Consider the following 12667-nt stretch of genomic DNA (forward strand, 5'->3'; position numbering starts at 1 on the left):
CATGCCAAATGGGAGAGCGCTCATGGAAATCGGAACGATCTGGATCATCGTCGCGGCCTTTGTGATTCTGCTGGAAATCTGGGCCATCTGGCACATCATCGGCAGTGACAGGCGCGCCGAGCGCAAGATGCTATGGATCGTCTTCGTGGTCTACGCGCCATTCCCCGGCTTGCTGTTCTGGGCCTGGCGCGGGCCTCGGGCGGTGAAGGGCAGGGCGGTGCTGCAGCAAAAATGACGGGGTGCGGCATCAGGCTGTTGGCCTGATGCCGCTCATTCGCTAGACAATGTCGAAGCGGATTGCTGACCCCAGGCCGTCGACCATCAGGCAACCGTAGAACTTCACTTTCGACAAAACCCGCAGGCCCTTGAGCTCTTCGTGGATGCGTTCACGGACAAGCCTCTCGGCTTCGAGGGCCTTGTCAGACGTTGAAATGCTGTCGAGTTGGACCAGCCCGAGCAGGGTGGTTTCGATGTGTTCCACGGTGTCCAGCCCGATGTTCTCGCGCAGGTGCTGGCGCGCCTGTGCCGCATCGTAGTCGTCCCGCTGCGGGTCACGTGGCTTGATCGTGTAGGCGAGTAGAAATTCGTGTTTGCTCATGGTGTTTTCCTTGTTGCATGCAGGCCTCCATGCCGGGCCTCGCAATCTAGCGCCTGATGGCCACTGCGCATACAGACGCGTGGTTCATGCAAGCGGGTGCGCTGTGCGAAACGTCCTACGCTGCGGTGCCGCGCTACGCGGGAGCCGTCTCTCTCTCGCTTGACCTAAAGTTAACTCAAGGTCCGATACTCCCTCGCTCTTCAACTTATCGAGGGTGTCCCATGAACCACTCAAGCGTGTTCCAGCTGAGCAATCCTGAAGGCCTGTACGACCCCAGCGGCAATGCCTATTCCCATGTCGCCGAGGTACATGCCGGCGGCCGTCTGCTGTTCATCGCCGGCCAGGGCGGGGAAGACCGCGACGGGCAGCTGTCGCCGCTGTTTGCCGAGCAGGCGCGCCAGGCGCTGGCCAACCTGGAGATTGCCCTGGCCTCGAAAGGCGCCAGCCTGGCCCAGGTGTTCAAATTGACCCTGCTGATCGTCGAGCATTCTGAAACGCGCCTGCGTGAGTGGGTAATCGAGGCTGACAAGGCCTGGGGCTCCTCCATGAAACCGACCTGCACGCTGATACCGGTACCCCGGCTGGCGCTGGACGGCATGCTGGTGGAGATAGAGGCGGTGGCAGCGGTATAGGTGAAGCCATTCGGTGGTGGCGCCAGACAATCACTCTGTTGTATATCGGTGCAGGCCTGGCAGCATGGCCGCCATGACAACAATTGATCTCAGAGGTGACCACACCATGAGCACCGGCACCACCGCGCTCGCCGACCGCAAGGCCCGGGCCTGGGTCTGGCCTGCACTTTTCAGCCTGGTGGCCTTCGCTGCCAACTCGGTGTTCTGCCGGCTGGCGCTGAAGGACGGGGCCATCGACCCGGCATCCTTCACTGTGGTGCGCCTGGCCAGTGGTGCACTGTTCCTGCTGCTGTTGCTCCGCCTGCGTAAACCCGCGGGCCCCATGGGGGGCAGCTGGCGCGGCGGCCTGGCCTTGTTCCTGTATGCGTTCCTGTTTTCTGCGGCATACCTGCAACTAGGTGCAGGCGCGGGTGCGTTGCTGCTGTTCGGCGCGGTGCAGATCACCATGTTCGGATTCGCCTGGTACAAGGGCGAACGCATCACCGCGCGGATGCTGCTGGGTATGTTGATCGCCTTTGCCGGCCTGCTGGTGCTGCTGTTGCCTGGTACCTCGGCGCCACCCTTTGCCAGTGCCTTGCTCATGGCCTTGTCCGGCGTAGCCTGGGGCGTATACACGCTGCTGGGCAAAGGTTCACCCAGACCGCTGGCCGATACTGCCGGCAATTTCGCCCGGAGCCTGCCTTGCCTGGTGCTGCTGGTACCGATGCTGTTACTGGGTGCCGGCTTGCACCTGACCCCGCCCGGTTTGCTGTATGCGTTGGGCTCCGGCGTGCTGGCCTCGGGGGCGGGCTATGCCGTGTGGTACGGCGTGGTCAGGCAAGTCAGCGCGCAGCAGGCAGCGACCATGCAGCTCAGCGTCCCGGTGATTGCGGCGTTGGGTGGGGTCGGCCTGATCGGCGAGCCATTGTCGTTGCGCTTGCTGGTGGCGTGCGTGGTGGTGCTCGGCGGTATCGCCCTGGCGCTGGCGCCGCGCCGTTAAACGGGTGAAGGGCGTTGCAGGGCGTGACTGTCGGGGCCTGCAACGTTTGCCTGACTATAATGTATCAACCTCAGCTGGTAGCCCGACTGGCGATTTCAGTCAGCTTTTGGTCGACCGGTCAGCGTCGGTGGTTTCGGTTACCACAGGCAGGTTGCCGGCCCGCTGGATTACTCGCCGTTGCTGCTCGTAGTCGTCCAGTGACAGGCCACGGCGCTGCAGCGCTTCCAGTTGCAGTTGCCGGGTTTCTTCAGCGGTGTAAGGGCGCAGTTCGGGGTGGCTGGCACAGCCGCTCATGATGGCGATGGCCAAAACGGCAAGGGTGGCGGACAGCAGGCGGGCCAGGTTGTTCATCAGGTAGCTCCAGGGGCCAGGGTCGTGGGCGGCGAGTCGATGGAGCTAGGTTATTCGGCCAGGTTGTTCGGCAGAAATTGCCATTCTCGATAGTGACTATCGATGGTTCCAGGGGAACCGGGAGGGTGCGATGGGGCAAGACGAGCAACCGCGCAAATGGGGCGTGCTGGAACCGATCGACCGGATCACCGAAGTCATCTTCGGCCTGTTGATGGCGATGACCTTCATCGGCTCGCTGAGCGTGGCCACGGCAGGGCGCGAAGAGGCCCGGCTGATGCTGATTGCCGCGTTCGGCTGCAACCTGGCCTGGGGCCTGGCCGATGCGGTCATCTATTTGCTGCGTACCTGGACCGAGCGTACCCGCAGCCGAACCTTGCTGGCCCGCCTGCAAGCCGCTGATGTCACCCAGGGGCGCAGGCTGATTGCCGATGCGCTGCCAGCGCGCATTGGCCTGGCACTGGATGAAGACGGCCTTGAGATGATGCGCGGGCGGATGCTGCGTGATGCTGGCCGCCCGCTGCCGGTGCGCCTGGGGGTGGATGATTTCAAGGCAGCCCTGGCCACTTTCCTGTTGGTGGTGGTGGCAACCTTCCCGATGGTAATTCCATTCCTGCTGATCGAGACCACAGGCACGGCCATCCGCGTGTCGAACCTGGTCGCCCTGGCCATGCTCTTCCTTGCGGGCTGGCTGCTGGCACGCTATTCCGGTGGCCGTACTTTGTTGACCGGCGTGGTCCTGGCCGCGGTCGGGGCAGCGCTGATCATGGCGATCATCGCCCTGGGCGGCTGAGCATCGCCCGTTCAGTATTTAATGTCGCGGGCGCGCTCACGGCCTTGCTGTTTGGTATGGCGTTTGTCCTGCCGGCAGCCGGCGTTGCTTTGCTGGTCGGCGTGGCGGCAGTCCTGTTTGGTCTGCCGTGCATCCTGGCGGGTTTCCTGCCGCACATCACGGGCCTCGCGGCGCCGTTCGGCGCGGTCGGTGGCTGCCCAGGCCGAGGTGCAGAGCACGGCTAGCATGATGGCGGCGATGAGGCGGGGCGTGTTCATCGGGGTGGGCTCCTTCTGGATGCGGTCTTGTGCATGCCGGCCTCTTCGCGGGCACGCCCGCTCCCACAGGATCACCACAGGCCTGAACATTGTGGAGTACCGGTGGGAGCGGGCGTGCCCGCGAAAGGGCCGGTACAGTCAATTACAGATCTCAGCCCAGCCCTGATATAGATTCAAAAGCAGCAACCACCCCCACCTTTAGAGCGCGAAAAGTTTGCGCCCGCGCATCTGGCCAAAAGCAGCGCCATTGCTACCCTTAACCCACGCGGTCAGGTCTCATGGAGAGAAGCGATGCGCATCCCGTTGTCAGCGGTCCTGTCGGTCATCCTGTATCTTGGCGCCACGCCCGGCTTGGTGCTGGCAGAAGACGTTCCTGCCCCCGACCCGGCACCACAAGCCGACACGGTCGCGGCCAAGGACCCTGTGTTCACCCAGGAGCAACTGGACCAGATGCTCGCGCCCATCGCGCTGTACCCCGATGCGCTGCTGGCACAGGTATTGATGGCTTCCACTTATCCGGGGCAAGTGAGCGAAGCGGTGACCTGGTCCAAGGCCAACCCCAAGGCCACTGGTGACGATGCCGTCAAGAAGGTGGCGAACCAGCCTTGGGACCCTAGCGTACAAGCGCTGGTGGCCTTCCCGCAGGTGTTGGCAACCCTGGGTCAGGACCCGGTCTGGGTGCAGCGCCTGGGCGACGCCTTCCTCGCGCAGCCCGACGATGTCATGGGCGGGGTGCAGCGCCTGCGTCACCAGGCCCAGGCCGCCGGCAACCTGAAGAGCAACCAGTACCAGAACGTGACCGTGCAAACAGCGCCAGCACCAGCACCACCAGCCAAAGGCAGCAGCACCCAGGTGGTCACTGCCAGTAGCCCGCCCACCACCATCATCATCGAGCCGGCTGACCCGCAAGTGGTTTACGTGCCCAGCTACAACCCGACCACCACCTACGGCACCTGGGCGTACCCGGCCTCGCCGCCGGCATATTACCCGCCACCGCCCATGTACTACCCTGGTTCCGCGCTGGTGGCGGGCCTCGCCTTCGGTACTGGCGTGGCGATCGTCGCCTCGCTGTGGGGCGACTGTGACTGGGGCAACAACGACATCGACATCGACGTCAACCGCTACAACAACATCAACGCCAACAACCGCATCACCAACAACCAGAACAAATGGCAGCACAACGCCGCCAACCGCGACGGCGTGCCGTACCGCGACTCCCGCAGCCGCCAGCAATACGGTCGCCAGCTGGATGGCGCCACCCAGCGAACTGCCTTCCGTGGTGACGACGCCCAGCGCGCCCAGGCGCGGGACAAGGCCCGGGCGTCGATGGACCGGGCCGGCATCGAACGGCCGGCCACCAGCAACCGCCAGGCACGCCAGCAGATGCGCGAGGCGCAGGCGGGCAATACGGTCGGCAACCGCATGCAGCCCCGCAGCGACAACCCGAGGGCAACCGACCGCCGCCAGGACACCCGCACTACCCAGGCCAGGCAGCAGAACAACCAGGTGAACCAGCGCAGGCAGGGCGAAGGCCAGGGGCGGCAACTGGCGCAAAACCGGCCCGCCAACACCGCCGGCCGGGCGCGTAACAACGCCTTCGCCGGCGTGCGTTCGCCCTCGCGCACCAGTGCGCAGGCCAGCCGTGGCCGTACCAGCCAGTCGTTCGCCCAGCGCCCGAGCGCATCGCGTGCTGCCGGGCACCAGATTTCCCGGCCCAGTGCGCCCGCACGCCGTGGCGGAGGTGGCCGTCGATGAACCGTCAATCGCTAGCAGCACTGCTTTTCACCGCCGGTATCGCCTGGTCAACCCTGGCCGCTGCGCAGGAGGCATTCCCGACGCCAGAGAAGGCCGTGGAAGCCTTTGTTGCGGCACTGGGCCAGGCGCAACCGGATGAAGCCCGCCTGGCTCAATTGCTGGGTGATGACTGGCGTACCTACATACCGCGTGGCGGCGTGCAACGCAGTGATGTGGACACATTCCTGGAGCAGTACCGCGCACAGCACAGCATCGACATGTCGGGGGCGAACAAGGCCATTCTCGCGGTAGGGAGTGATCACTGGACGCTGCCCATACCGTTGAGCAAAGGTAGCCAGGGCTGGCGTTTCGACCTCAAGGACGGCAGCGCCGAAATCCGCGCCCGGCGCATTGGTCGCAACGAACTGGGTGCCATGCAGTCGATGCTGGCCTATCACGATGCGCAGATGGAGTACGCCACCCAGGACCACAACGGCAACGGTGCGCTGGAGTACGCGCAGAAGATTTTCAGCGAGCCCGGCAAGCATGACGGGCTGTACTGGGATGACGATGGGCAGGTCAGCCCGCTGGGCCCGTTGTTCGGCCAGGACATGGTCGGCGACGCCTGGTATGGCTACCACTTCCGCATCCTTGACGCGCAAGGCCCATCTGCCCCCGGCGGTGCCTACAGCTACCTGATCGGCAACCAGATGAGTCGCGGCTTCGCCATGGTTGCCTGGCCGGCCAGGTACAATGACACCGGGGTGATGAGCTTCATGATCAGCCATGACGGTGAGGTGTTCGAAAAAGACCTCGGCCCCCACGGGGACAAGCTTGCCAAGGAGATGAAACGGTTCGACCCGGATGACAGCTGGAAGGTGGTGGATGTGCCTGCAGGGGATTGACCCTGTGCGATCCGGCAAGCAATGACGGTCTATTGCCCCAACATCCGCTCTACCAGCCACTGCCCAGCCGGCCCCAGTGCGCGCCGGCTGGACCAGACCACATCCATATCAACCAGTCGCGGGTACCCAGCCACCTGCAATTCCACCAAGCCACTGCCAAACCGTGCCACCAGTGCCCTGGGCAGTTCGGCCCAGCCGAACCCGCGCACGGCGAATTCCAGCAGGGTGAGGTAGTCCGGTGCCGACCAGGCCTGGCCACGACCCTGGTGCAAGCTTGGAGCATAGGTCTTTATATACAGCTGCCGGACGGTTTCCAGATGCTGCGCCTGCACCTTGGGCAAAGCCGCCAACGGGTGCCCGCTGGCCACATACACGCCAAACTCGGCCTGCTCGGGCAGGCGTGCCACGGCAACGTCTGCGGGGTAGCCGGGCTGCGTGGCAAGAATGCCGATGTGTGCCAGGCCCTGCTGGATCAGTTCGATCACATCGGCATCTTCGGACGGGCCGCAGCGCAGCTCGGTATGCGGGTAGTGCTGGGCGAAGCGGGCCATCACCGCGCCCTGGAAGGTCACGCTGTAACTGTCCGACATCACTACCGAGACCAGCGCCTCGACGTTTTCCGCCAGCCTGACGGCCAGGGCATCGAGCTGGGCGCTGGCATCGAGAATTGCCTCGACATGGCTCAGCACCTGCCGCCCAGCCTCGTTCAGCGCGGGGTGGCGGCCGCCACGGTCGAACAGTGGGCAACCCACATCGGCCTCGAAATTGGCGATGGCAATGCTGATGGTGGACTGGCTTTTGCGCAGCTTGCGCGCCGCAGCGGAAAACGAACCCAGCGATGCGGCTTCGACAAAGGCGACCAGGGCTTCGGGTGAGTAGCGCATTGTATTGATAAAACCGATGGGAGCTATTTGGCGAGTATCGGTTCTGTCAAAGAAAATAGGAAGCACGACTCACGCAATGGATGGAATGTGCAATGAAAAACGTGTCTTTCACCGAACGCCTGGTTCACGCCGTCGGTTATGAAGTGTTCGCCGTGCTGCTGTGCGCGCCGCTGTTGTCCTGGATCATGGGCAAATCGCTGGCGACGGCGGGGGCGCTGGCGGTGACCCTGTCGGTGATCGCCATGCTGTGGAACATGGTCTACAACGCGCTGGTCGATCGTTATGTGCAGACCGAGCGTATCCACTGGAAGGCCCGCGCGCGGTTTGTGCATGGTCTGGGCTTTGAAGCCGGATTGGTGGCTTGGTGCCTGCCGGTGGCGGCGTGGATGCTGGACATTTCGTTGCTGCAGGCGTTCATGGTGGAGTTGGGCTTCTTCGTGATCATCCTGCCCTACACCGTGCTGTACAACTGGGCCTTCGACAAAGCCCGGCACCTGCTGATGCAGCGTCGCGGTATTGCATTGTAGCGATGACCTCCAGCATTGCGCGGTCCCTGTGGGAGCGGGTTTACCCGCGAAACTGGCACTGCGGTGGATGGCACGGGCTTCGCCCGTGTTCGCGGGTAAACCCGCTCCCACAGGGACCGCGCAGGCATTCAGATCGCGGGCAAGCCATGGATATGATGCTTGAGCGTTTAACCAATGAAAACGGGGCATGCCATCGCTGGCATGCCCCGTTTTTCAAACCGTCAAAGCGCTTCAGGCAACTTTGACGATCCAGCCAGCCGGTGCTTCAACATCACCGCTCTGGATACCGGTCAGCTCGTTGTAGAGCTTCTGGGTAACCGGGCCGACCTTTTCCAGGTCATGGAACACGTGCAGCTTGCCGTTGTACTCGATGCCGCCGATCGGGGTGATCACCGCAGCGGTACCACAGGCGCCGGCTTCGATGAAGCGGTCCAGCTTGTTGATTTCCACATCGCCTTCGATCACGGTCAGGCCCAGGCGCGATTGCGCCAGTTCCATCAGCGACAGGCGGGTGATACCTGGCAGCACCGAGGCCGATTTCGGGGTGACGAACTCGTTGTTGGCGGTGATGCCGAAGAAGTTGGCCGAACCGACTTCCTCGATCTTGGTGTGAGTCAGCGGATCGAGGTAGATGGCGTCGGCGAAGTTGGCTTTCTTCGCTTCCGCGCCCGGCTGCAGGCTGGCGGCGTAGTTGCCACCGACCTTGGCCGCGCCGGTGCCTTGCGGGGCCGCGCGGTCGAAGCTGGAAATCTGGAAGTTGTGCGGCTTCATGCCGCCCTTGAAGTACGAGCCAACCGGGATGGCGAAGATCGAGAAGATGAACTCGGGGGCGGTGCGCACGCCAATGTTGTCACCGGTGCCGATCACGAACGGACGCAGGTAGAGGGCGCCTTTGCCATGCGGCGGCACGAACTTCTCGTTGGCCTTGACCACTTGCTTGCACGCCTCGATGAACACATCGGTCGGCACCTGCGGCATCAGCAGGCGGGCGCAGCTGCGCTGCATGCGGGCGGCGTTCTGGTCCGGGCGGAACAGGTTGATCGAACCGTCCTTGCAACGGTAGGCCTTCAGGCCCTCGAAGCACTGCTGGCCGTAGTGCAGGGCAGTGGAGCCTTCACTGATGTGCAGTACGTTGTCTTCGGTCAGGGTGCCTTTGTCCCACTCGCCATTGCGCCATACGGACAGGTAGCGTTTGTCGGTCTTGATGTAGTCGAAACCGAGCTTGTCCCAATTAATGCTTTCGTTGCTCATGACACCCTCATTGTCTTGCAGGTGCCCGATTGCTCGGGCTGCTGTTATATGCGCACCACGCCACCATAATACATCCGTGGCAGATCGGGAACGGCCAGTCACGAATTGATAGCCTGCAATGCATTTTTTTCGTTTGTTACAGCTGCAGGTATGCGTCAAGCGCCAGGTTTTGCAGCAATACCGCGTCGTGCGAGGCCACCACCAGCGCCCCGCGAAACTGCCCGAGCATGCGCTCCAGGGCTGCTAGTGATGGCAGGTCCAGGTGATTGCCGGGTTCGTCCAGCAGCAACAGGTCGAGCGGCCGCTCGCGGTACAGTACGGCGGCAAGCGCTGCCTTCATCCGCTCACCGCCGCTAAGCAGGCTGCTGGGCAGCTCGATACGGGCCGCATCCAGGCCCAGTTGCGCCAGGCGGCTGCGTAATTCGCCCTGGGCCAGCGACGGGTTGGCCTGGCGCAGGTGCTCAAGCACGCTGGTGTCGCCCGGCAATGAGTTGCAATGCTGGTCGAGCAGGGCGGTTTCGCCGCTGAGGCGCAGGTACTCGGCAGATGCCGTCAACTCGCCGTTCATCAGTTTGAGCAATGTGGACTTGCCACTGCCATTGTCACCGACCAGGCCAACCCGCTGGCCCAGGCACACGCGTAGGTCAAGCGGCTTGCGGGTGCCATGTGGCAGGCGCAGTGCCTGCAGGGCCAATACTTCGCGACCTGCATGGCGCTGCGGTGTAGGTGCATGCAGGGTAATAGCAATGTCCTGCTCCACTTCGCCGGCGGCGTCGCGCACTTTGCCCTGCAGCGCCTGCCGGGCGTCGCGATGATCGCGGCGTTGCTTGCCTGCCGTGGCCTGGCTGCGCTGCTGTTGGCGGTCGAGCAGTATCCTGGCCTGATTGGCGCACCTGGCCTGGCGCCCGGCCCGCGCTTGATGACGCTCCAGGTCTTCGCGCTGACGCTGCCGTTCACGGGCCTGGCGTTGTTGCTCCTGTTTCAGCCGGGCAAGTTGCTGTTGGGCCTGTTCGGTCTGGCTGGTCTTCTGTGCTGAATAGAAGCTGTAGTCGCCGCCGAAGGCCTGCAAACCCAGGCTGGACAACTCGACGATGCGCTGCATGTGCGCCAGCAGGCTGCGGTCGTGGCTGATCACCAGCAGGCCTCGGTCCCAGGCCTGGATCATGCCCAGCAACTGGGCGCGGGCGTTGCTGTCCAGGTGATTGCTCGGTTCGTCGAGGATCAGGTAGTCCGCTTCGCTGAGCCAGGCGCCGACCAGCGCCACGCGCATGGCCTGACCGCCGCTCATGCTGTGGGCGGGCTGGTGCCAGTCAAGCTGCCCCAGGCCGTGCCGTTGCAGCTGCCCCTGCAATTGCTCGCGGATATCCCAGCGTTCGCCAACGGTGTCGAAGTCACTGGCTGCGACGCTGCCTTGCTCGATGCGCTCCAGCGCAGCGAGCACCGAGCCCACCTGGGCCAGGTCGGCAACCGTGGTGCTGTGCTCGATCACCTGCTGGTCCAGAAGATGGATGCGCCCAAGGCGCCGACACTGGCCCCTGCTGGGCTCGCGCTGGCCGGCAAGTATCTGCCCGAGCAGGCTCTTGCCCACGCCGTTGCGCCCGACCAGGCCGGTGCGGCGTTGGTCGAAGGTTTCGCTGAGGTCGGTAAACAACAGCCTGCCGTCAGGCAAGGCCAAGGAGACGCTGTCCAGCGTCAGGATCGACGTGTTCGTCATGCACAACTCCACAAATGCCGCGACATCTCCGGGGCGAACCGGAGGCTGAAGACTGGCCGTCGAAGGGACGGCGGCATCAATGGCGCATTGGACGAACACCTCGTGAAAGTGGAATGCGTAGCCTAACGGAAAGAGGCATCGTTGTCGCGCGAAAACAGATTCCGCGAATGCACTGCGGCCCTTGTAGGAGCGCGCATGCCCTGGTTCAGCGCCCCATCAAGCGCTTGCTCCAGTCGCCCCCGTGGTTCTGCTGGCAGGCCTCTTCACTGTCAAACCGAACATGCCAGGCCGGATGGTCCAGCTGAATGCCGGCCTGCTCCAGCGCAAGGCCCGTCAGCGCCAGCATGCGCACCTTCGCGTCGCCCGCCAAAGCGGTGGCCTTGTCGGCCTCTCGCTCGAACACCCAGGTAATGCGCAGGCTGGCCGGAAAATCTTCGGGAGCCAGACGGTGGGTAAGCCAGCTGAAACCAACGATTTCCGCCTTTGCTGTTTCGCAGGCTTCGGTCAGGCAAACCACCAGTTCACGCTCCAGGCGTGCAATATCGCGCTTGTTCAGGGGTTTCACCGGTGGGCCTCGCTGCTCAAAGCCACCACTGTAACGCAGTCGCGTCAATTGTTGTCGGCCGGCCCGACAGCAATGGTTGACCACCCGCCAGCCACTGCGTAGCCTTGCCACTTCGAGGTTCTTCGGCCAGGCCGAAGCTAAGACGGGAACGCGGTACAAGCCGCGGCTGCCCCCGCAACTGTAAGCACCGACAACGGATCGACACAGCCACTGCGCCCGCGCGCGGGAAGGCGTCATCCCGCCAGCCTGCTGCTCCAGCGGGCACATGGAACGGTGCGAGCCAGGAGACCTGCCTCGTCACGTTTTCGACTTTCAACCGGGCGGGGTGATCCGGTGGCGAACAAGCCCGGCCGACCTGGCCCGCGGCTGTCGTCCTGCATGCCCGCGCCACACTGCCAAGGGCAATGCGACATGAAAACACTGGCCAAGCTCCCCGTCACCATCGTCACCGGCTTCCTCGGCTCGGGCAAGACTACCTTGCTGCGCCACATGCTCGACAACGCCCAGGGCCGCCGCATCGCGGTGATCGTCAACGAGTTCGGCGAGCTGGGCATCGATGGCGAAATCCTCAAACAGTGCAGCATCGGTTGCACCGAGGAAGAAGCCAGCGGCCGCGTCTACGAGCTGGCCAACGGCTGCCTGTGCTGCACCGTGCAGGAAGAATTCTTCCCGGTAATGCGGGAGCTGGTGGCACGCCGTGGCGACCTGGACCATATTCTCATCGAAACCAGCGGCCTGGCCCTGCCCAAACCTCTGGTGCAAGCCTTCCAGTGGCCGGAAATCCGCAATGCCTGCACCGTCGACGCGGTAATCACCGTGGTCGATAGCCCGGCTGTGGCTGCCGGCACCTTCGCCGCCTACCCGGACCAGGTCGATGCCCAGCGCAAGCTCGACCCTAACCTGGACCACGAATCGCCGCTGCACGAGCTGTTCGCCGACCAGCTGGCCAGCGCCGACCTGGTGGTGCTGAACAAAGCCGACCTGATCGACGCCGAAGGCCTGGCCAAGGTCCGCGCCGAAGTCGCCGAAGAACTGCCGCCAGCGGTGAAAGTGGTCGAAGCCAGCAGCGGCAAGCTGCCACTGGAAGTACTGCTGGGCGTGGGTGCCGAGTCCGAGGCGCACATCGATGGCCGCCGTACTCACCACGACTCGCACCACGACGGCGACGACCATGACGATCATGACCACGACGCCTTTGATTCCATCTCCATTGACCTGCCGGAAGCCGACGAAAGCCTGCTGCTCGACGCCCTGACCCAATTGGTTGTGGAGTTCGGCATCCTGCGTGCCAAAGGCTTCGCTGCCATCCCGGGCAAACCGATGCGCCTGCTGGTGCAAGGCGTGGGGACCCGTTTCGACAAGCACTTCGACCGCGCCTGGCGCGCCGACGAGCCGCGCATCACCCGCCTGGTGCTGATCGGCCAGGACCTCGATGCCGCCCAGCTTGAAGCGCGCCTGCGCCAGGCCCTGGGCGCCTGAC

Annotated in this window: 15 protein-coding genes and 1 riboswitch; of the genes, 8 read left to right on the plus strand and 7 right to left on the minus strand. The window is 63.8% G+C overall.

Annotated elements, in window-relative coordinates; translation table 11 throughout:
• The first annotated feature begins 22 nt into the window (after positions 1-22).
• Positions 23-235, plus strand: a complete 213-nt coding sequence (locus tag CAF70_RS06810) for a PLDc N-terminal domain-containing protein (protein ID WP_085623300.1) — start codon at positions 23-25, stop codon at positions 233-235.
• 42 nt (positions 236-277) lie between these two features.
• Here the strand turns inward: CAF70_RS06810 and CAF70_RS06815 are convergent, their stop codons facing one another.
• Positions 278-598, minus strand: a complete 321-nt coding sequence (locus CAF70_RS06815) for a hypothetical protein (protein WP_085623298.1) — start codon at positions 596-598, stop codon at positions 278-280.
• Between the two features lie 221 nt (positions 599-819).
• Here CAF70_RS06815 and CAF70_RS06820 point away from each other — a divergent pair, with 221 nt between their 5' ends.
• Both CAF70_RS06820 and CAF70_RS06825 read left to right on the plus strand, forming a co-directional pair.
• Positions 820-1230, plus strand: a complete 411-nt coding sequence (locus CAF70_RS06820) for a RidA family protein (protein ID WP_085623296.1) — start codon at positions 820-822, stop codon at positions 1228-1230.
• Positions 1231-1336: 106 nt separating this feature from the next.
• The gene (locus tag CAF70_RS06825) at positions 1337-2209 is read left to right on the plus strand and encodes a DMT family transporter (RefSeq protein WP_085623294.1); all 873 of its coding nucleotides are present in this window, start codon (positions 1337-1339) and stop codon (positions 2207-2209) included.
• 99 nt (positions 2210-2308) lie between these two features.
• On the opposite strand, the gene CAF70_RS06830 is transcribed toward CAF70_RS06825, so the two are convergent.
• Positions 2309-2560 carry a hypothetical protein gene (locus CAF70_RS06830; protein ID WP_085623292.1) on the minus strand — a complete coding sequence of 84 codons (252 nt, stop codon included), beginning with the start codon at positions 2558-2560 and terminating at the stop codon, positions 2309-2311.
• Positions 2561-2690: 130 nt separating this feature from the next.
• Between CAF70_RS06830 and CAF70_RS06835 the strand changes: the two genes are divergently transcribed.
• On the plus strand, positions 2691-3350 hold the full coding sequence (locus CAF70_RS06835; RefSeq protein WP_085623290.1) for a VIT1/CCC1 transporter family protein: 660 nt from the start codon (positions 2691-2693) through the stop codon (positions 3348-3350).
• Between the two features lie 11 nt (positions 3351-3361).
• On the opposite strand, the gene CAF70_RS06840 is transcribed toward CAF70_RS06835, so the two are convergent.
• Entirely contained in the window at positions 3362-3607 is a 246-nt protein-coding gene (locus tag CAF70_RS06840) for a hypothetical protein (protein WP_085623288.1), read from the minus strand.
• A gap of 291 nt (positions 3608-3898) precedes the next feature.
• Between CAF70_RS06840 and CAF70_RS06845 the strand changes: the two genes are divergently transcribed.
• Together CAF70_RS06845 and CAF70_RS06850 are read left to right on the plus strand one after the other, a co-directional pair.
• Positions 3899-5362: a DUF3300 domain-containing protein gene (locus CAF70_RS06845; RefSeq protein ID WP_085623286.1), complete on the plus strand. Its 1464-nt coding sequence runs from the start codon at positions 3899-3901 to the stop codon at positions 5360-5362.
• Positions 5359-6246: a DUF2950 domain-containing protein gene (locus CAF70_RS06850; protein ID WP_085623284.1), complete on the plus strand. Its 888-nt coding sequence runs from the start codon at positions 5359-5361 to the stop codon at positions 6244-6246. The genes CAF70_RS06845 and CAF70_RS06850 overlap by 4 nt, the downstream gene beginning before the upstream one ends.
• 29 nt (positions 6247-6275) lie before the next feature.
• Here CAF70_RS06850 and CAF70_RS06855 read toward each other — a convergent pair whose 3' ends face one another.
• Positions 6276-7130: a LysR family transcriptional regulator gene (locus CAF70_RS06855; RefSeq protein ID WP_085623282.1), complete on the minus strand. Its 855-nt coding sequence runs from the start codon at positions 7128-7130 to the stop codon at positions 6276-6278.
• Positions 7131-7222: 92 nt separating this feature from the next.
• On the opposite strand from CAF70_RS06855, the gene CAF70_RS06860 reads away from it, so the two are divergent.
• Positions 7223-7657, plus strand: coding sequence for a multidrug/biocide efflux PACE transporter (locus tag CAF70_RS06860; protein ID WP_085623280.1), 435 nt, complete (start codon positions 7223-7225; stop codon positions 7655-7657).
• A gap of 231 nt (positions 7658-7888) precedes the next feature.
• Here the strand turns inward: CAF70_RS06860 and CAF70_RS06870 are convergent, their stop codons facing one another.
• The 3 genes from CAF70_RS06870 to CAF70_RS06880 all read right to left on the minus strand — a co-directional run bounded on the left by CAF70_RS06870 (position 7889) and on the right by CAF70_RS06880 (position 11187).
• Positions 7889-8908 (minus strand): branched-chain amino acid aminotransferase, encoded by a 1020-nt coding sequence (locus tag CAF70_RS06870; protein WP_013972500.1) that lies wholly within the window; start codon positions 8906-8908, stop codon positions 7889-7891.
• 136 nt (positions 8909-9044) lie between these two features.
• The gene (locus tag CAF70_RS06875) at positions 9045-10622 is read right to left on the minus strand and encodes an ATP-binding cassette domain-containing protein (RefSeq protein ID WP_085623278.1); all 1578 of its coding nucleotides are present in this window, start codon (positions 10620-10622) and stop codon (positions 9045-9047) included.
• Between the two features lie 205 nt (positions 10623-10827).
• Complete coding sequence (locus CAF70_RS06880; protein WP_085623276.1) at positions 10828-11187, minus strand: hypothetical protein; 360 nt, start codon at positions 11185-11187, stop codon at positions 10828-10830.
• Positions 11188-11285: 98 nt separating this feature from the next.
• Positions 11286-11499, plus strand: a riboswitch (cobalamin riboswitch).
• A 99-nt stretch (positions 11500-11598) separates the two neighbouring features.
• Between CAF70_RS06880 and cobW the strand changes: the two genes are divergently transcribed.
• Positions 11599-12666, plus strand: a complete 1068-nt coding sequence (gene cobW / locus CAF70_RS06885) for a cobalamin biosynthesis protein CobW (RefSeq protein ID WP_085623274.1) — start codon at positions 11599-11601, stop codon at positions 12664-12666.
• Position 12667 lies beyond the last annotated feature (1 nt).

Source organism: Pseudomonas sp. B19(2017) (genome assembly GCF_002113165.1).
Classification (GTDB): domain Bacteria; phylum Pseudomonadota; class Gammaproteobacteria; order Pseudomonadales; family Pseudomonadaceae; genus Aquipseudomonas.